This window comes from Riemerella anatipestifer, from assembly GCF_009663465.1.
GTDB classification, from domain to species: Bacteria; Bacteroidota; Bacteroidia; order Flavobacteriales; family Weeksellaceae; genus Riemerella; species Riemerella anatipestifer_C.
In genome coordinates, this window is sequence record NZ_QXHU01000004.1 from 260,825 (window position 1) to 280,266 (window position 19,442).

The 19,442-nt window shown below is 36.7% G+C and carries 12 protein-coding genes and 1 tRNA gene; 9 read left to right on the forward strand and 4 right to left on the reverse strand.

Going from position 1 to position 19,442, the window contains the following annotated elements:
* Positions 1-30 precede the first annotated feature (30 nt).
* From sprA to D1003_RS07515, 4 genes are all read right to left on the reverse strand, one after another.
* Positions 31-7,053: a cell surface protein SprA gene (gene sprA / locus D1003_RS07500; RefSeq protein WP_311709950.1), complete on the reverse strand. Its 7,023-nt coding sequence runs from the start codon at positions 7,051-7,053 to the stop codon at positions 31-33.
* A 5-nt stretch (positions 7,054-7,058) separates the two neighbouring features.
* A complete protein-coding gene (gene ruvA / locus D1003_RS07505) occupies positions 7,059-7,643 on the reverse strand; it encodes a Holliday junction branch migration protein RuvA (protein WP_014937999.1) in 585 nt (194 codons plus the stop codon).
* A 166-nt stretch (positions 7,644-7,809) separates the two neighbouring features.
* Positions 7,810-9,249, reverse strand: a complete 1,440-nt coding sequence (locus tag D1003_RS07510) for a RagB/SusD family nutrient uptake outer membrane protein (RefSeq protein ID WP_153936318.1) — start codon at positions 9,247-9,249, stop codon at positions 7,810-7,812.
* A gap of 13 nt (positions 9,250-9,262) precedes the next feature.
* Entirely contained in the window at positions 9,263-12,190 is a 2,928-nt protein-coding gene (locus tag D1003_RS07515; RefSeq protein WP_153936319.1) for a SusC/RagA family TonB-linked outer membrane protein, read from the reverse strand.
* A 350-nt stretch (positions 12,191-12,540) separates the two neighbouring features.
* Between D1003_RS07515 and D1003_RS07520 the strand changes: the two genes are divergently transcribed.
* The 9 genes from D1003_RS07520 (at position 12,541) to D1003_RS07560 (ending at position 19,370) form a co-directional block, all read left to right on the forward strand.
* A complete protein-coding gene (locus D1003_RS07520; protein ID WP_004918092.1) occupies positions 12,541-13,014 on the forward strand; it encodes an Lrp/AsnC family transcriptional regulator in 474 nt (157 codons plus the stop codon).
* A gap of 28 nt (positions 13,015-13,042) precedes the next feature.
* Positions 13,043-14,233 (forward strand): carboxypeptidase-like regulatory domain-containing protein, encoded by a 1,191-nt coding sequence (locus D1003_RS07525; protein WP_153936320.1) that lies wholly within the window; start codon positions 13,043-13,045, stop codon positions 14,231-14,233.
* 23 nt (positions 14,234-14,256) lie between these two features.
* Complete coding sequence (ruvC, locus tag D1003_RS07530) at positions 14,257-14,811, forward strand: crossover junction endodeoxyribonuclease RuvC (protein ID WP_004918088.1); 555 nt, start codon at positions 14,257-14,259, stop codon at positions 14,809-14,811.
* A gap of 10 nt (positions 14,812-14,821) precedes the next feature.
* Complete coding sequence (locus D1003_RS07535) at positions 14,822-15,199, forward strand: group III truncated hemoglobin (protein WP_153936321.1); 378 nt, start codon at positions 14,822-14,824, stop codon at positions 15,197-15,199.
* A 2-nt stretch (positions 15,200-15,201) separates the two neighbouring features.
* Positions 15,202-16,305: a DNA-processing protein DprA gene (dprA, locus tag D1003_RS07540; protein WP_153936322.1), complete on the forward strand. Its 1,104-nt coding sequence runs from the start codon at positions 15,202-15,204 to the stop codon at positions 16,303-16,305.
* Between the two features lie 183 nt (positions 16,306-16,488).
* The gene (gene gdhA, locus D1003_RS07545; protein ID WP_014938006.1) at positions 16,489-17,847 is read left to right on the forward strand and encodes an NADP-specific glutamate dehydrogenase; all 1,359 of its coding nucleotides are present in this window, start codon (positions 16,489-16,491) and stop codon (positions 17,845-17,847) included.
* Between the two features lie 131 nt (positions 17,848-17,978).
* Positions 17,979-18,629: an HD domain-containing protein gene (locus D1003_RS07550; RefSeq protein ID WP_153936323.1), complete on the forward strand. Its 651-nt coding sequence runs from the start codon at positions 17,979-17,981 to the stop codon at positions 18,627-18,629.
* 51 nt (positions 18,630-18,680) lie between these two features.
* Entirely contained in the window at positions 18,681-19,250 is a 570-nt protein-coding gene (locus tag D1003_RS07555; RefSeq protein WP_153936324.1) for a hypothetical protein, read from the forward strand.
* Positions 19,251-19,299: 49 nt separating this feature from the next.
* A tRNA-Cys gene (locus D1003_RS07560) sits at positions 19,300-19,370 on the forward strand.
* Positions 19,371-19,442 lie beyond the last annotated feature (72 nt).

Here is a 19,442-nt window from a genome sequence, read left to right on the forward strand (position 1 = left end):
TAGATAGCCTTGATAAAGGAGGGCTTCGGTTTACCTTTCTCCAAATGTAAAGGTGGCAGATAGCCCAGCTCTAATGGTGGATAGTGGGAATGCCGTGGAGATTTTGTACTTCGTCATCAGTTGGTCGTAGAAGAAACGAATGTTGAGGTTCTGGGACATATTGTAATCCGCCGATACTTTAATGCCTAGCATACGCTGCCCTCCCGTTACTTGGGCATCATCTTTTAATATATTGATGATGGACGTCTTGTTGTCCCTCAACGAGAAATCGGCACGGATGTTAAGGTCGCTCTTAATATCTTTAGTTTTGCCTTTGTACCTTAGCTTTAGTTTTAAATCTTTTAAAATGTATCCAAAACCTAGTACATACTCGGAGCCAGAGTCTTCGGTTAGGGTATGGTTTACTAAGCCTAGCAAGAACATACGGTTTCTGTTGTAGTGGGCTCTAAACTGCATATGGTTTCTCATCGTAACATCAGCCCCTACAAAAGGTGCAAACTCCTCTACAAACATAGCTTGAGAAAATACATAAGGGTTGAGCCTGTTGCCTCTTACATCTCGTGCGTTGGGGTTGTTGTGATAGTCTATATTAGACTGTATCCCCGTGGCGGTATAGGTAGAGGTGTAGGCGTGTTGTATATCAAACTTTTCAAACTGGCTGCTGATAAACGGGATATTTTTAAGTCCAGAATAGGTAACTCGCCAGTTGGGTAGTGGGAAGTTCGGGCGGGTAGGGTTCTTCATAGAAACCGATTTCCCTGCCAAAGCAGCACGGAATGCTGGTACTAAAACATAGGTATTGGCAATATCATAGCCTTCTACAAAGCCGTCAGCCATCAAGGCTCCATTATTCAGCCTAGAAAATGCTCTGGCTCTCTCCTTAATGGCGTTGAATATCTCTGTGCTGCTTTTTAGAGTAGTACCTAGCAGAAACTCCGTGTTGGAGTAGCTTATCATCTCGTTAGCAAAAGAGAACTGTATGCCATTGGCACGGTTGCCGTCCAAATCTATATTAAAGCCACCGTGGGTAAGCGTCTTGTTGTAAGTTTGGAGGAAATTAACATCTACCCTCAAATCCTTTATAGGCTCTATAACGACATTAGCGGTAACGTTTCTATTGCTCATTTGGGTATAAGGCTCATTGAGGTACTCCGACTGGGATACCCAGTTGTTCTCTACGGCTATCCTCCTAATATCGGCTTGAGACCCTAGCAAGAAGCCCTTAGTAGGTCCTCCAAATCCGCCTCGTCCCAGCCCGAAGAAGTTAGGTTCCGAAAGTAGTCCAGGCAGCACCGTACCGTTGTTTTCATTAAAGTTGAAGTTGGCTTGTTTAATAGAGGTTAAAGCCGACATTACCTTTTGCGTTAAAGATAGCCGGTGCTTGAAGCGGTAGGGCTTAAACTGGAATCTTCTACGGCTGTTTTTATTGGCAAAAGCCTTTTCGTACACCTGATTAAGCGAGTCTATCTCTCTGTTTCGTCCTTGTCGGATAGAGTCTAACTTTTTAAAGTAATTGAATTTGCCCAACAACAAAGGAATATCTACCGAAGCAGTAGCTACCTTATTATTGGTATTTTGAGCTACATTTCCTAAGTTTCCACTCGCACTATTGAGGAGAACGGTAGACCTTGCATTCCAGTTGTATTGCAACCCATAGCCCAGCTCCGCATTCACAAAATCTAGGTAAGGGAAGTGCTCAAAAGGCAAACGGTAATTAAACTGTATTCTGTGGTTGTAGAGTACAGGTCGTCCCACTTTAAAAGGGTTTTGGAAGATAGACTTGGTGTCCATCGTATTCACCATCCAATCATCGTTAAGAGTTCTAGTGGCAGAGAATATTTCGGCTTTGAAAGATTTAGTGAAATTAAATCCTAAGTTATATTGCCAACCAAAGAAGAAATTTCGGTTTTTAAGGACATCAAAGTTTTGGGAGCCATTGCCATTGAGTAGGGCTTCAATGTTTCTAAATTCCAATTCGCTATAATCTCTATCCAATTCGGTTCGGAAAGAGAAACGAGTAGGGATAGGGTTGAGGTTAAACTCTTTAACCCATTTTACATAAGGGGCTATTTTAGCCGTGTCGCTTATCAGTTTATTAAACGGCTTTAGAACCCAAGGTTTAAAGTTGTAGTTGTAGTCTATGTAAGCCTTTAGGTTTTGTCGGTAGTTTTTCTTGGTGTAGATATCTCTGTAATAGTCGTCGTGATAAACTGCTGTAAGGGCTAAGTTTTCTACATCGTAGAACTTAGGTTTCTTCTTGGAGTTTACTCTTTCTTTTCTCATATTTACCACCCCGAAACTTCTTTGCTGGGTGTAAGTTCTCACCACTTGTTTAAGTTGGTCTTTTTTAGGGTCTTCATTAAAGAGTACATCGTCATTGAGAGGGTTGTACTTGGGGTCTTCAATGGTTTGAGCGTAGGAGTAATTAACTGGGATTTTCAGCCCTGTTTTTTCAGGAAGGAATTTATCCACATTCACGGTAGTGTTGATAGAGAAGGCGGAGTTTTGTGTCTGTTGTCTTTGGACCGGTTTCTGGTCTATAGAGCCAAAGCCTATGGTAGAAATGGCGGCATTGGCATTTACATTCGCAAAATCGCCTAAGTTAAAGTTGAGGTTGGCATTAGCTGCATAGCCCCCTTTGTTTTCTATCCCAGAAAGGCGAATTTCATTCACCCAAAGTACTAAATCTTTAGAATCAGCACCCGTGTTTCTTACCCCAATCACGATGGTAGAAATGTTTCCTAAACTAGGGCGACCTTTAGTAAAGATGGCTTTATGTGCATCGCCATACTCTTGGTCTTTGTACCTTTGGTCTAGGTTTATCCCTGCGGTTTCTCTCCTTAGTTTGGCATTGATGAACTCTTTTAGATTAAAGTTGATGCTATTCTCTGCAGGCCAAATGTCTAGTGGAGAGGTTGCATTTTTGGCAGTGTATTTTAGTGAAGACTCGTATTCGTAATAGTTGTCTATGGCATCACTTCCTAGACGGATAAAGAATTTAGCGTTCGGGTCTAGCTTGTTAGAAGTAACGTCTTTAAGGTCTTCGGCGTGTACGAAAAGCTCCAGTTTTTCATAGCGGCGCATATCCAATGCTACGTTTTTAAACACGCCTCTAGAAGCGTGGGACGTTTTGGAAAGGTGGGTTGCCTTTAAGTAAAGAGAAGCCTCATTTTGTCTTTGAGCTCCAGTGGTTCCGCTTAGCACTTGTCTGTCTATACCGGGAGGGATAACATAAGGCGGCGTACCTCTAGAGTTTTCTTCCAAATTTACACTACCTACTTCAAAGTTAGAATTATCTATATTGTAGTTGCCTTCGTCTGATTCGTTGATAACCGCAATGTTTTTAGTGAATTTTCTCCAGTCTGACCTCACCAAATCAAAAGTACCAAATCTTAGTGTTGAGGTTTCGTCAAACCCTTTAAGAATCATTCTTGCAAATCTCACATTATTTAGGATAGCTTCGCTGGCTTCTCCTGCATCGGTGTCAAACTGTTTCACAGGAATACGGAATAAAAACCATTTGTTTTTGCCTACTTGTCCGTTTTGGAATTTGGCTTCGGTTTCCTTTTCATCTACGATAAAGTTTTTTCCTAAAACTAAATTGGCTTTATCTAGACTGATGGTGTATTGGTTGTAGCTTTCGCTTTGGTCTAGGTTAAAATCGCCATTGAGGTCTTCTGCATCTGGCATTTGAGAGGCTACCTCCATTGAGTTGGCTTTGGAGTTTCCGTCTGGGTTTCGGAAATATCTATAACGCTCCACTACCGAAGAGGCTAATGCACCCTGAAATTGTGTAGAAAGGTAAAATACGAAGTCGTCTGCGGCAGGGTCAGTAAGATTAGTCACAGGATTGATGAAAGTAGTGCCAAATTTGGCGGCTTCCTGAACATTATCTAAACCATCATAACCCACATCTTGTGCCGTTCTATTAGCCCCTTCTGATGAGAAGGCATAGAGTATAGGCTGCTGGTCTGGCTGAGTTCCCCAGTTGCTTTCAGAAGTTCTTGTAGGAGTATCAGGCGTGGGCAATCCATTCTCGTATTGTAGTTTGCCATCTTTCAGAATATCTTCTGATATATTTCCTAAATGAAGTAGTAGCTTAGGACTGCTCCCCAATATTTTTCCATCGGCGTAGGGGTCCATTAGCCAAAATTCTACATACTCGATATTGGCGTTGGTAAAGTTAGAGACAGAGATAGGTCTCATCATACCTGCCCATCTTTCCGCAGTAGACTCGTTGGCTGGGTTTAAGTTGTACGGACCTCTTTCGGTAGGGTAGTAGGTAACGTCTAAGGTATTGGTATAGGTTTGGTCACCAGCAACGAAATCTCTACTGTTGTAAAGTTCGTTCATTCTCACACGGCGTGAGGCGTGGTTGGACAACGCATCAGCAGTGATGCCATTAGGGGCTTTACCTCCTACACCGTAGAATCTAGGGTCTATGTAATACCAAGATAATAGCCCTCTACCGTATCCATTTTTAACATCATTGTCTAATGCCGAGTTTCTAAAAATAATATCATTAGGGTTTTTCTCTGGTTTAGATGCTAAAGCCCAAAGAGCAGGTTCTTTCAGTGATATTTTTGAGGTGGTTTGGTCAAAATCATCTACATAGGCTTGGTCGTTAATATCCTTATTTTGTCCTGGTATAAGATAGGCGGCTTCTGCCTTAAAATTAAGATGAGACGGTGCTTCGGTATTGATGAGCGGAATCTTATCGGTAAGCCTTGTGAGGAAAGGTAACTCGTTATTATACATAAGATTCATACCCAACATTGTGTTATTAACTGCTTCTTGCCCCATCTGAACTTTTTGGGTGAGTGGTCTTTCGGCATAATTCATTGCAGTAGCCCCAATGATAAATTTATCACTGATTTTTCTTTCCAAATTCAATCCCCAAAATCTTCGTCTTTGGGTATTAAAGGTCATTTGGTTTTCTAAAGAGATATTGATGGCTTGTCCCGATTGTTTAAGAGCTTCGTTGATGATGGTAACTTGCCCTAGCATATAATCTACGGTATAATCTACTCCTTCTGTAAGTTGAGCTCCGTTGGCAGTTACTCGTACGGAGCCTTTAGGCACATTTATCGCCCCTAGAGAAATGCCTTGCCCTTGCCCACCTTGGTAGCGTCCTTCTATGGTATATCTTTGCGCCAGAGGGTTTTGTGTAGCTACTTGCTTTTGTTGTTGGTACAACTCCGAGAATACGAATTGAGGGTCGTTACTCCCTAAAGTACTTGCCATAAAACTACCAAAAGGCTGAGCTTTGGTAAAGATAAGTTTTCCATTGGCAGGGTCTATGGTAATGCCATTAACAAAGTCAAATAAACCGTCTCCTAAAGTACTTCCGTTGGATTGTAAGTCATTATTGAGATTGAGCCTGTCCCAATTTAGGAGTTTTAAAAGGTTGGTATCTTGTACAGGTGTGTTAGGTAGATAGTTAACTTTCCCGTTTTTAGGGTCTCTATAATATACATTGAGGAAGAACTTATCCGAAGTTACCCCGTTAGCATTAAGGCTATAGATGTTTTTCATCATCAAGTTCCACATAGGAGAAGTGGTTTTTACTAAAACATTGGGCTTTAGTAATTTGGTTACAAGAACCGAACTTTCCTCCGAAAACTCTCCCACTTTGTAAACTTGGTTAGAACCATTAACGGTGTAAGAGTAAGAAACTGCTAAGAGTTGGTTGTCATTAAGCCTTTGGTTTAAGGATATATACCCTAGTTGCGGGTGAAATGTAAATTCATTTTGATTAAGCCTTCTCGCTCTTCTGTTAAAAATGAACTGTTCACCGTCTGTATAAGTTTCAAGAGTACCTGAAGCGTTGGGAAATGATTGCTGATTGATAGTAGAATAGGCTGTATTAGCATCTCTGATACCAGCTAAGGCACTAATGCTTTGGTAGAGATTGTTTTGTGTGTTATTTGGATATTGTGCAGAACCTTCCCCTAAATCTCTTACGGCTACTATACTTTTTTGATTTTGTAGGTTACTTGCTGTTTGGTCAAGAACCCAAACTTCTATACGCGTAATATTGATTTTGGAATTGATTTGAGGATAATTCGCTAAGGCATTGTCGTAATTTTGGAAGAAGTATTGCCCTAAATAATAGTGCTGATTGTCCTCGTAATCTATGGCGTTTATTTTAAAGGTATTGAGTACACCTCCACCTTGTGCGGTTACGGTTCTTGCTTCGCCTTGTTGTTGAGAAAGGACTAATGTACCGTAAGTTTTACCAAGCTGAAACTCGGTTTTTAAACCAAATAATGATTGTGAACCTCGCATAAGACTAGTAGATAGAGGCATATTAACATTACCAAATTCTACATTCTTGATGATTTTATCTTCGCCTGTTCTTTTGCTTTCTCCTAATGTTTTGGATTGTAGGTCTTTCCAAGTGCCTTTTGCTCGCCAGGCTAGATTAAGTCTATTTTCAAAAGCGAAACCACTTTGGGTATCGTAGTTGGCTTTTAGTTGTAAGTTTTCGCCTACCTTACCGAGTATGCCTAGCTGTATTCTCTGCTGAATATTAAATGCGAAATTCTTTCTGTTTTGTGGTAAAATAAGCGGGTTGTCAATTCTTTGGTAAAGTCCACCTAAATCAAAAGAAGCGAATCCTTGTGGGATAAGTTCTATCTTGTTACCTCCAAAAATAGTTTCAAATAATTTGTGCTTTATGTTGATGCTAGGAAGAAGTCTTTTTTTCTCTGCATCTTTTGGCTCTTTTAGATTATTAGCCAAATCGTATTGGAGTGATTTTTCTTGGTAATAATTTCTTAGTCCAATAGACTTTACATAAGCACCATATTCCGAAGGTGTCATTACGATAGGTGTGCCTGTAACCACGTTTCCTATCTTAGGATAAAGGAAATAAACGCCTTCTTTTACATCGTAAAAAGCCTCATATCGAACAGGATTTGGAAGGCTAAGTTGAGGTTGAGAATTTGGAGTGTCTTTTTCTGTTTGGGAGTAGGTAAGGTTACTAAAAAATACAAACCCTAAAACCCATAATAATTTATGTAAGGTGTAATTATAATGATGTGGCTTCACTTATTTTAAATATTTTTCAAAATTTGTTTTACTAAATCTTCCGTTTGAATTTCTGGATTTTGTTTCAAAATTTTGTCTGCTAATTTTTCTGACATTTTTTTAGGAATTCCTAAAACTTCTAATGCAGATAACGATTCTTCTTTCACTTTATTATCAATAACGGTAGAAATATCAGATTCATCTGCTCCAAAATGTAGTACTTTATCCTTTAAATCAATGATAATTCGTTGTGCAGTTTTAGTGCCTATACCCTTTACTTTTTGTAATACAGCACTATTGCTAGAGAGTATGGCTTGTGCTATTTCTCTTAATTCTAGTGAGGAAAGCATAATCATAGCGGAGGCTGGTCCTACACCATTTACAGAAATAAGTAGGTTAAACATTTCTTTCTCTTTGAGCTCCGAAAAACCGTATAACAAGTGAGCGTCTTCTCGAATGATTTGTTGTGTGTAGATTAAAGATTCTTTCCCAATGGAAAAGTGTTTAGAAGTGTTTACACTAACGCTTACAAAGTAGCCTACACCACCAGTTTCTATAATTAAATGGGTTGGGCTAAGCTCCTGAACGATACCTCGTAGAGAGTAAATCATATACTGCTAATTTTGAGGTTGCTAAATTAAAGTTTTTTTAGGACTAAATCTTTCTTTTGCTATTAAAAGAATGATGTTTTTTAATTTTAATATAAAATAATAAGAGAGCCTTTCTATAAAGACTCTCTTATTTCGGGTTAATATGAAGTGAAAATGAAAAAACTTATTATCTGTCTTTGTTTATATCAGAAGGGACGAAAGGATTAGCGTCTATCTCTTGCTGAGGATATTGGTAAATGATTTTAGTGTCATTCACTCCAAAAGATAATGGAACTTGGTGCCATGAAGATCTCTTTAAAGTACGAGATAATCTTCTAGCATCGTAGAGCTCTACACCTATTTCACCATAAAGTTCTTTTCTTCTTTCTATAAGAATTTCTTCAAAAAGTTCTTCTCCTGTATTAGCAGATTTTACGGCTTTAGGGTCTCTATTTTGTTGTAATTGGAATAATAAATCCTTAGCTTGGCTTTCTTGTCCTAGTCTGTATCTTGCTTCGGCTTCTATTAAAATCATTTCTGAAGTTCTGATATAAGGACACGCTGATGCATCTTTATTGAAAGTAAACTTATAAGTACTATATTTAGTATGGTTATTTACAGAAGGATTTACATCAAATAGTTTTCTTACATCTGTATCAGAGAACAAGTCATATAGAGATTTGCTGACATAGGTATTACTGTAACCATCATTCTCAAAAGATAAATCTGTAAAAGAATGCGGTGCTTGAGACCATGTGATAGACTGTCCTGCTTGTTGCCCATAACCTAGTATCCATTCTTGTGAGTCTAATTTTTTGAAACCTTCGGCGTATTCTGCAGCATTAAGTGCAGAGCTGACGGTTCCTCCATAAGCTAATTTTGCATATTCTGCTGCTTTTTGCCAGTTCTCTTTTACTTGATACACTCTAGCGGCGATAGCATAAGCAACCTGTTTGTTTACAAAAGCTTTGGATATTCTACTATATGAAAGATCTGGTAAAGCTGTTTCTAAATCGTTAGTAATGAAATTATAAACTTCTCCAGTAGTACTTAGAGGTTGAGCTTTTGTACTATAGCTGCTATAGATAGGAACCGCAGGGAGGTCTTTCGCATACTTGTATCCCAACTGAAAGTCTTGCACAACTTCAAAATAAGATAAAGCACGGAGTACCTTTGCTCTAGCAACAAGAGATTTTTTCTGAGCATCAGTTATGTTAGAACTACTGTTAACACGGTCCATAAATTCGTTGCATTGGCGAATGATTTTGTAAAAATATTCCCATGTGAATTTAGTTCTATAGTAGGTACCTAGTCTGTTGATGTTTTGATAATCTGAAGCAAACCAGTTGCTAGGAACGATGAAATCCTCTCCTCTAACCGTTCGTGCAAAGTAAACACTTCCTAGGTTAGTAGCATCTACGGATATATAAACTATGTTTGTACTACCTCCTCCTCTTAGAAGGCTTGTGATTCCTGTAAGGTTGCCTTCTGCATTTTCTGCACTTTCAAAAACTAGACTTGGGGCAACTTCATCAGTAGGCTGAGGTTCGTCTAGATATCTCTGACAAGAGACGCTTCCTAGTAGTAGAGAAGCTAGAGCTAAAGTTTTTAATTTATTTAGTTTCATTTGTTTTAAATTTTTAAAGTTCAAGTTTAAGTCCGAATGATATGGTTTTTAAATTAGAAGTTCTGTTGTTAGTAAGACCAGTTAGAGCTTGTTCTGGGTCTATATTCTTACGGGTTTGCCACGTAAATAAGTTATCTGCTTGTAAGAATAATCTTAAGCTCTTTAATCCTATTTTTTCGCTGTCTTCTTTATTAAAATTATAACCTATGTTTAGAGCTTTTAATCTTACATAGTCATTTTTAAATAAGAATCTAGAAGATAGTTGATTTTCTTGTAATGTGGTATAGCTCAATCTAGGAACATCTGTAACATCACCTGGTTTCTGCCATCTTCTTTCCAAATCTACACTCTTAGAATATCCATCAAATTTTCCACTCATTAGTCTAGCGTAGTCCCCATCATAGATATAAGAACCAAAGCTGAAGTTAACGAGTGCATTTAGATCAAAATTTTTGTATTTGAGATAGTTGTTTAAACCTCCTATTACAAAAGGTAAAGAACTACGATTGTAATAGCGTGTCGCTTCGGAATAACTTTCTGTAGTTACTTTGGTTACCTTTCCGTTAGCGTCGGTTACATCTTTATACCATAGTGGGTTACCATTGTCAGGGTTTACCCCAGCATATTCTTGTATGTAGAAATCGTAGAGAGATCTACCGACTTCCCATCTTTTGGTGCCTACGGTTTGAGGTCTATTATCGTCACTTAACGCAAGGACTTTATTTCTGTCAAAAGAGAAGTTTAATCCAGTATCCCATCTGAAGTTAGCCGTCCGTACATTTTTTGTGTTGATACTAAATTCCCAACCATAGTTTTTTAACTTACCTATGTTAGTAGTTATAGAGGTTGCACCAGTAGAACCTGCCGTTACGAGAGGACCAACTAAATCTACAGAACGCTTGTCATAATAATCTACATTAAGGTTAACTCTATTTTGGAATAATCCTAATTCTACTCCTGCATTAAAAGATGCTGTTTTTTCCCATGTAATCAAGGCATCTTTAGGTGAAGATAATACTACGCCTATATTAGAGCCTATGGAGTAGCCGTTAAGATAGGAGTTTAGATATGGGAAATAGTCTAGTGCCCCTTGTGAATCTGTAAAATCATTATTACCTAGCTCTCCGTAAGATGATTTTAGCTTTAAGAAACTAATGGTTTTGTTTCCTTTAAGGAAGTTTTCTTCACTTACGACATAAGCACCACCTACCGAGAAGAAGTTACCCCATCTGGTTTCTTTACTAAATACGCTAGAACCATCTCTACGGAAAGACCCTTCTACGAAATATTTTTCTTTGTAATTGTAGTTCGCTCTTCCAAGTAACCCAACCAATCTCTGTTGAAGTGGGTGACCAGAAACCGAATTAGGACTGGTAGTTCCACTAAGTGTTTCTATTCCAGAGAATAACCCTACTCCCATAGCACTCATATAGTCGTATGTTCTGTCAAAAGTTTCTACAATAGCGTCAGCTGTTAGATTGTGGTTTCCTAATTGCTTGTTGTAGTTAAGGGAATTCACGAAGTTTTTAGTACTTGCAATAGTTCTACTAGCCATTACAGCTCCTCCTTGTGCGGCATAGTCCCCAAATCTATTATTTCTGTAATTGTGGTTGTTGTTGTTGTTCTGTTCTAAAGAGTAATTAGAACGGAACGATAAGTCTTTGGAGAAATCTATTTTTACAAAACCGTTTAGAGTAAGGGTGTTTACTCTGTAAAGGTAGGTGTTATCGTAAAGATACCCAAGAGGGTTTACATTTCTACTAAAAGGTCTTTGAGAGTTAAGCACACGTGGGCTTCCTCCACCATAGTCATAGCTAAGATTACCTTTGTTATCATATACAAGGTTACCATTAGCATCTCTTCGGTATACTGGATAAACCGAAGATAAGGTGTATATACTATTCATAGGAGAACCATAACCTGTCCCTGATTGATCTGGAATATTTCTTCTATGAGATACATAGGCAGTATTTAGCCCCGCTGTTAACCACGGTTTTATCTTGGTTTCTAGGTTCAACCTAGTTGAGAACCTTTCAAAATCAGTAGTCTTAACAGAACCCTCTTGTTTTAGGTAGTTTACACTAAGGAAATAGTTGCTTTGGTCTGTTCCCCCAGAAACGGTAGCACTAGTTTCACTTCTTTCTGCAGAACGATTGAGTAGATAATCAGCCCAATTGGTGTTCCATAAAAGTTGAGCACCTGGTACTAGCTGTCCGTTAGCATCTATAGGAGTTTTTACATTGTATGGGTTGTATTTTAATAATGGGATAACTTCAGCAGAGGCTTGAGCTCCTGCTAAATCTGCAGATACTCCGTTTGCTACTTTAGAATTTCTTAACGCTTCCCAAGTGTAATTTAGGTATCTATTATTGTCTATCAATGGGTAAAGCTGATTAACTGGAGCTGCGTATCCTAAAGAAGATTGCACTGTAACTCTAGGAGCTCCTTTTCTCCCTTTTTTTGTAGTTACTAATATAACACCATTAGCACCTCTGGAACCATATAATGAGGTTGCAGAACCATCTTTCAGTACATTGATGCTCTCTATTTCCTCTTGAGATATGTTAGATAAACTCCCCGAATATTGAGCACCATCTACAATGATTAGTGGGTCTGAACTTGCATTGATAGAACCAATACCTCTCACTCGTATAGTAGGTGTGGAACCAGGTGTAGAAGAGCCGATGATATTAACTCCAGGTACACTCCCTTGTATCGCTGTGGCAATATTAGACGTTTGTTGAGTGGACAATACATCTTTCCCTACACTAGACACAGAGCCTACTATAGCTTTGGCTTTTTGTTTACCATAGGCTACTATTACCACTTCTTCGATAGCTCTCGTTTTTGTGCTATCTTTTACCTTTACTTGTGCTTGTATATTATTTCCAAGCACTAAAAACAGACCTAATGCTCCTGCATTTAGTAGTTTCCTTTTCATAAGTTGTATAATTTTTATTTTTTTTTAAAACTTTAAAATAAAAGGCCTTAAACATTGTGTTTAAAGCCTTCCGTCGGAACTGAAATATTATCAACTAAAAACTTCTCACACAAATAATGCCGTTTGTTTTCTCTTCATCATGGTCATGATAAAAAGAAATAGGTGATGGTTTTTATTGATAGTGTTGTATAACATTATTGTAACTGATTATTTACACTGCAAAATTATATTATATCGAAATAAAAAACCTAATTATTGTTCAATAAAAGATATTAAATTTGTTTTTATTATATTTTTTAGTTTATTTTTCTTTTACTTTGTATATTTGCTGAATAAAACCGAAAAAAATAATGAAGTTAGATCAAGTTGATTTTAGTATCCTTAGGGAATTGGTTAAAGATAGTAGCCAAAGTGTGAAAGAAATAGCGGCTAAAGTAAGTTTGTCGGTAACACCTGTGCATGATAGGATAAGAAAGATGGAGGCTAGTGGCTACATCAAAGGATACACTGCTATAGTAGATGCCGAAAAGTTGGGGTATGGTTTTACTACCTATCTACAGATTAAACTCATAAAACATCAGGAAGAAATATTTGAAAAGTTTAAGACAGAGATTTTATCTTTTGAAGAAGTTACAGAAGTGGCTTTTGTTTCGGGAGATTATGATGCCATTGTAAAACTTTTGTTGAAAGACCTGCATCATTACGAAGAATTTATACTTAAAAAAATATCAAAGTTAGATGTAATAGATAATGTTAAAAGTAGTTTTATTTTCAAGTACATTAAGAATGATAATCGAGTGATGAATGTTGAGAGTATTAAATAAAATTAACCATAATCTAAAGTTTATTTCTATGAGAGTAATTTTGCTGTTAGTTTTATTGAGAATTACTTTAATAAACGCTCAAAGTATAAAAGGTTACATTAAGGATTTTCGAGAAACCCCATTGTCAGGGGCTGTGATTTATATAGATGGAACTCAATATAAAACGCAATCTAATCAAGATGGGAAATTTTACTTGTCAGATGTGAAGGCGAAGACAGGAAACCTTATCGTTGAAAAAAAAGGGTTTTCCTCAAAAATAATACCGATTGAAGGATTATATAGCCAAGCATTAGAAATTAAATTAGAAAAAGAAACGGAAATTCCGGAGGTCAAACTATTGGCATACACAGATAAGGCGTACAAGCGTTATATCGAAAAGTTTCTTAATACTCTCTTGGGGTATGATAGGGCGATGGTTTATGTTAAAAACCCGAAGGATATACAATTGGCATACGATAGAGAGGAGCATATCCTTAAGGCTCGTGCAAAAGCACCTCTTATTATTAGTAACGAAAAATTGGGATATGTTGTAAATTATAACTTGTTGGAATTTGAACTGAACCTTTCCGATAATAGTCTGAAGTATCTTGGAACTTCTTTTTTTAGTCCTATGAAAGGCTCTTCTCATAAGCAATTAAAGTGGCAAACAGAAAGGCTTAATGCTTACTATGGTAGTTCCTTACATTTTTTCAGAGCTCTTTATCAAGACAGATTATCTGAAGAGGGTTTTTCTGTGGATTGGATTATAAGGAAGCGTAATGAAAAATATCCATCGTTGGAAGAACTGAAAGTTTATCGCACTTATATTGATGATTTTAGGAAAAAGATTTCCAAAGATTCAGTCATTGTATTTAATAAATACCCTCCTCATATAGAAGATATTGCAAGAAGGAAGGAAGAAGAACCTATGTTCTACTCTGCTATAATAGAAAGAAATATATTATCAGATAAATTTAGGAAAAATAGTGAAAATAGAGTTTTTTTGGAGTTTAAGGATTTACTTGGAGTTAATTATAAAAAGTATTTCTATACAGTGCACAAAAAACAAATACAAAAAACAGAAATGCCTGTATCCAAAAATAACATATTAGATTGTAGAGGGCTTAGCTTTGAAGTTTATTCAGATGGTAATTATTCCAATCCTAGTGAACTTGTATTTGAGGAAGGGTGGGCAAGAAGTAATCTTTCGGAGCTTTTACCATTGGATTTTGAACCATAGATTTTAATCTGTATTTTTACCCTGTGAAAGTGGAGAAGATTATACTGGGTATAGACCCTGGTACTAGTGTAATGGGTTTTGGTATTATTTCTGTGTTAAATCAGAAGATGGAATTGGTTTCCATTAACGAGTTGATTTTAAAAAAATACCCTAACCACGAAACTAAATTGAAGTATATTTTTGAGAGAACTCTATCGCTTATAGACGAGTTTCATCCAGACGAAGTGGCACTAGAAGCTCCTTTCTACGGGAAAAATGTGCAGAGTATGCTGAAGTTGGGGCGGGCACAAGGGGTGGCTATGGCGGCAAGTCTATATAGAGATATTCCTATTACTGAGTATTCTCCCAAAAAAATAAAAATGGCGATTACAGGCAATGGTAACGCAAGCAAAGAACAAGTGGCAGGAATGTTGCAAAATTTACTTAAACTTAAGGAGTTTCCTACCAAATATTTAGATGCGTCTGATGGACTAGCAGTGGCGGTTTGTCATCATTTTAATTCAGGCAAATTGGCAACGAGTAAAAATTATTCAGGGTGGGAGAGTTTTATAAAACAAAATCCAGATAGGGTAAAATAGATTATCTTTTATGAAAACACTAGAAAATCGTCAGGATATAGAAGTATTGGTCAATCGTTTTTATGATAAGGTTGAGAAAGACGCTACCATAGGCTTTTTCTTTAACGAGGTTGCAAAAGTAAACTGGAACGAGCATTTGCCAAAAATGTATGCCTTTTGGGAGACACTATTGTTTAGCAAAGTATCCTATAAAGGAAATCCAATGGGTGCCCACTTTCCCATCAATGATTTGGTTCCTATGGAAAAACATCACTTTGAACATTGGTTAAAACTTTGGACAGAAACTATTGATGAACTCTACGAAGGTTCTATGGCAGAAACAGCCAAATACAAAGCGGCTAATATTGCCAATTTAATGGCTTACAAGATGGAAATGGCAAGGCGATAGTTATGGTAAATGCAGAAGAAATTTTATATTCTATTGCTTTACGGCGAAGTCCATTGGTGGGAGATGTTACATTTGCAAATTTAGTGGGCGAAGTTGGTTCTGCTAAGGAGGTTTGGAGTTTGTCTCAATCGGAACTAAGAAAAATATCGGGGATAGGTAAACAAATAGCCTCAAGTATTGGAGATAAGAATCTTTTAAAACTTGCCGAAAAGGAAATTGAGTTCTGCATTAAAAATGAGATAAAAATCCACTTACGACATCTTAATCAGCTTCCTCGTCTTTTAGGTGAATGTTATGATGCTCCTGCTATTCTTTTTCAAAAAGGAGATTATGACGATACCGCTAATAATATTAGTATCGTTGGGACGAGAAATGCTACTGCTTACGGTAAGTCGTTTTTGGAGGATTTAATTGTTCAGTTTAAAGATAAAAATATTCAAGTCATTAGTGGTTTAGCTTTAGGTACAGACGGAATAGCTCATCAAGAGGCTTTAAAAAACAATATAAAAACTTCAGCGGTTTTAGCACACGGTTTACACATTGTTTATCCTTCTAAACATAAAATTCTTGCCGAAGAAATATTAAGAGATGGGGGAGCTTTGTTTTCTGAATTCTGCTCTGATGAAAAGCCAGATAGAGAACATTTTTTGCAAAGAAATCGTATTGTGGCAGGGCTTTCGGCTAATACGATTGTGGTAGAGTCTGCTTATGCAGGAGGCTCTATTAGCACGGCGAGTTTTGCTAATCAGTATAATAGAGAAGTGTATGCTCTTGCGGGGCGTCTTACTGATAAGTATAGCCAAGGCTGCAATCATCTTATTTTTCAAAATAAAGCTAAAATCATATCTTCTATTAAAGGTTTGCTAAAAGACCTAGATTTGGATAATACTTCTAAAGTTTTGGAGTTTTTTCCTTTAGTTGATGTTGCTTTAACTCCTGTTCAAAAACCTATTTATGATGCTATTAAAGGAGGTAATGATATTTCTTTAGATGACTTGTCAGAAAAATTAAATCAACCCATTTCTAAAGTGTTTCCAGTTTTGTTAGAATTAGAATTATTGGGGTTGATAAGAGCAAATTCTGGGAGGAAATATTCTGTCATTTAGTTGAAAAATTACTTTTTTAAAATTGATATTTTGGGCATAATCGTGTCGTTTTTTTAATTAAAATTGATTTTAATTGATATTTTGATGCTAATGTCTTTGGTTTATGTAGGTTTTAATAAAAATAAAAATCGGATTTGTGTAATATCAAAAAAAAGTTATCTTTGTTGGCATCAATTAAACGCTATGGAACAATATAATGTAGAACAAAAAATTCAAGAATTTATAGCAAATGTAGAGGCTAAAAATCCTAATGAGCCAGAATTTTTACAAGCTGTGAAAGAGGTGGCTGTTACTGTAATCCCATTCATCGCTACCAAAGAAGAATATAGAGGTAAAAAACTTCTGGAAAGAATGGTAGAGCCAGAAAGGACAATTATCTTTAGAGTTCCTTGGGTAGATGACAAAGGAGAAATACAGGTAAATAGAGGGTTTAGGATTCAAATGAATTCTGCTATCGGACCTTATAAAGGAGGAATTAGATTTCACCCAACGGTAAATCTTTCAGTACTTAAATTTTTAGCGTTTGAACAAGTGTTCAAAAACTCTTTAACCACACTTCCTATGGGTGGAGGTAAAGGAGGTTCTGATTTTGACCCGCAAGGGAAGTCGGATATGGAAATTATGAGATTCTGCCAAGCATTTATGACAGAGCTTTGTAAACATATTGGGCCTCAAACCGATGTTCCTGCGGGAGATATAGGTGTGGGAGCTCGTGAGATAGGTTACCTTTTCGGTCAATATAAAAAGATAAGAAACGAATTTACAGGAGTACTTACTGGTAAAGGATTAGCTTATGGTGGTTCTTTAATTCGTCCAGAGGCTACAGGGTATGGAGTGGTTTACTTTGCAGAGCAAATGCTAAGAACGATAGGTGAGGAAGTTAAAGGTAAAACATTTACGGTTTCAGGATTTGGAAATGTGGCTTGGGGAGTAATTAAGAAAATTGACCAACTAGGAGGTAAGGCGGTTACTATTTCTGGTCCAGATGGATATGTTTATGATAAAGACGGTATCACTGGTGAAAAAATAGATTTCTTACTAGAACTTAGAGCGAGCGGAAACAACCGTGCAGAGGATTATGTTAAAAAATATCCAGAGGCGGAGTTCCACGCAGGTAAGCGTCCTTGGGAGGTGAAATGCGATGTGGCTATTCCTTCTGCTACTCAGAACGAGTTAGATTTGGAAGATGCTAAAAAATTAGTAGAAAATGGTTGTATTTGTGTTACTGAAGCAGCTAATATGCCTTCTACATTAGATGCGATTAATCACTTTATAGATAATAAAGTTCTTTTCTCTCCAGGTAAAGCGTCTAACGCTGGTGGTGTGGCTACTTCTGGATTAGAGATGACTCAAAACTCTATCCGTCTTAATTGGACTTCTGAAGAAGTAGACGCTAGATTAAAAGAAATTATGATAGGTATACATAAAGTATGTAGAGATTACGGAAAAGAGGAAAATGGTTATGTAAACTATGTGAAAGGAGCAAACATCGCTGGGTTTGTTAAAGTAGCAGAAGCTATGTTAGCACAAGGTGTTGTTTAATACAATAAACCTTCTCGTGGGGTAATACGAGTAAAAAGTAAAATGAAAGAAAGAAGTTCCTCTATTTAAAATGAGGAACTTTTTGTTTTCTTTATGAGTAAATCAGCTACGAATAAATTTATAATAATATAATGAGTACACTTATTGACAATGCAAAGGAATTTGTAAAAAATAAATTAGAAGGAGCAGAGGCTGGACACGATTGGTTTCATATAGAAAGAGTTTGGAAACTTTCCCAAAAAATTTTAAGTACCGAAAAAGAGGCGAATGAAGAGGTAGTAAATCTTGCGGCTTTGTTGCATGATATAGCTGACCCTAAATTCTACAATGGAGACGAAACTTTAGCGCTGCAAATATCAAGAGATTTTTTAACTAAGGAAGGTGTTTCGGAAGAAATCATTGATGAAGTTTTATTTATTATCAAACATCTTTCCTTTAAAAATAAAGAAAATCAGCCGAAAGAATTACCTATAGAGTTTAAAATTGTGCAAGATGCAGATAGGCTAGATGCTATCGGAGCGATAGGTGTGGCAAGAGCGTTCAATTTTGGAGGGTATAAAAATAACCTAATGTACAACCCTGAGTTATTACCTGAAAAAATCTTTGATAAGGAGAAATATAAAAAATCGGAAGGAACTACAATTAACCATTTTTATGAAAAATTATTACTTCTAAAAGATTTAATGCAAACTGCTGAAGGCAAAAGGATTGCAGAAAAAAGACATCAGTTTATGCTAAACTTTTTAGAAACTTTCTATCGCGAGTGGAATTTATTGGAATAATTAAGAATTCATATATTTGTCCGTTAAAGATTTTTATTAAATGTTTGGTTGATGGAAACACTGTCGTTTGTTCTTTTTATACTGTTGTTGATTTCTTTGGTGAGGATAAATAGGTTAAAGATATATCGAAAAATAATTACTGTTGTAGGAGTACTTTTTTTTGGATACTGGATTTTTAATAAAATTTATCCTAATCCTGTTGGAGGAAGTATTGCTATTCAGTTGGTTAATAAACATCCACAAACACTAGATTTCTATAGTTTGGAAGTTTTGGATAAGGGGTATAATATTGCGCATTTAGAAGATATTCGTTCTGAGCATTATCGTGTGTGCCATTTGGGAATGAAGGATACAGATGAATTTTGGTTGGTTGCGTTTTCTGGAAAAAAAATGGTTTATTTTACACAACATATAGTGGGAAATAAAAATGAAGACCTTTATATCGAAGCTAATAATTACCTTAACCAAAGCGCTAAACTTTCCAATATTGCAGAAAAACAAATCAGGCTTTATAAGAGAGAAGGGCTAAGAGATGCAGTTTGGGTTACTTTTTGTTTTTTAATATTATTCATAAATATTGTGTCTTTAATAAAGAAAAAAATAGAAAAAATTTTTAGATAAATTTCTTGGTTATATAAAAAAATACCTATATTTGCACACCATAAAAAATGGTTCCGTGGCCGAGCGGCTAGGCAGAGGTCTGCAAAACCTTGTACAGCGGTTCGAATCCGCTCGGAACCTCTGAGTGAAATCTCATAGCATTGCTATGAGATTTTTTTTGTTGAGTATATTTAGGTAAGTATTATATTTGTG

Excerpts from the sequence above, each read along its gene's own strand:
- D1003_RS07535 (WP_153936321.1), top strand. The coding sequence starts at position 14,822 with ATGAAAACACTAGAAAATCGTCAGGATATAGAAGTATTGGTCAATCGT.
- D1003_RS07550 (WP_153936323.1), top strand. The coding sequence starts at position 17,979 with ATGAGTACACTTATTGACAATGCAAAGGAATTTGTAAAAAATAAATTA.
- gdhA (WP_014938006.1), top strand. The coding sequence starts at position 16,489 with ATGGAACAATATAATGTAGAACAAAAAATTCAAGAATTTATAGCAAAT.
- ruvA (WP_014937999.1), bottom strand. The coding sequence starts at position 7,643 with ATGATTTACTCTCTACGAGGTATCGTTCAGGAGCTTAGCCCAACCCAT.
- D1003_RS07525 (WP_153936320.1), top strand. The coding sequence starts at position 13,043 with ATGAGAGTAATTTTGCTGTTAGTTTTATTGAGAATTACTTTAATAAAC.
- D1003_RS07510 (WP_153936318.1), bottom strand. The coding sequence starts at position 9,249 with ATGAAACTAAATAAATTAAAAACTTTAGCTCTAGCTTCTCTACTACTA.
- D1003_RS07515 (WP_153936319.1), bottom strand. The coding sequence starts at position 12,190 with ATGAAAAGGAAACTACTAAATGCAGGAGCATTAGGTCTGTTTTTAGTG.
- dprA (WP_153936322.1), top strand. The coding sequence starts at position 15,202 with ATGGTAAATGCAGAAGAAATTTTATATTCTATTGCTTTACGGCGAAGT.
- D1003_RS07555 (WP_153936324.1), top strand. The coding sequence starts at position 18,681 with ATGGAAACACTGTCGTTTGTTCTTTTTATACTGTTGTTGATTTCTTTG.
- D1003_RS07520 (WP_004918092.1), top strand. The coding sequence starts at position 12,541 with ATGAAGTTAGATCAAGTTGATTTTAGTATCCTTAGGGAATTGGTTAAA.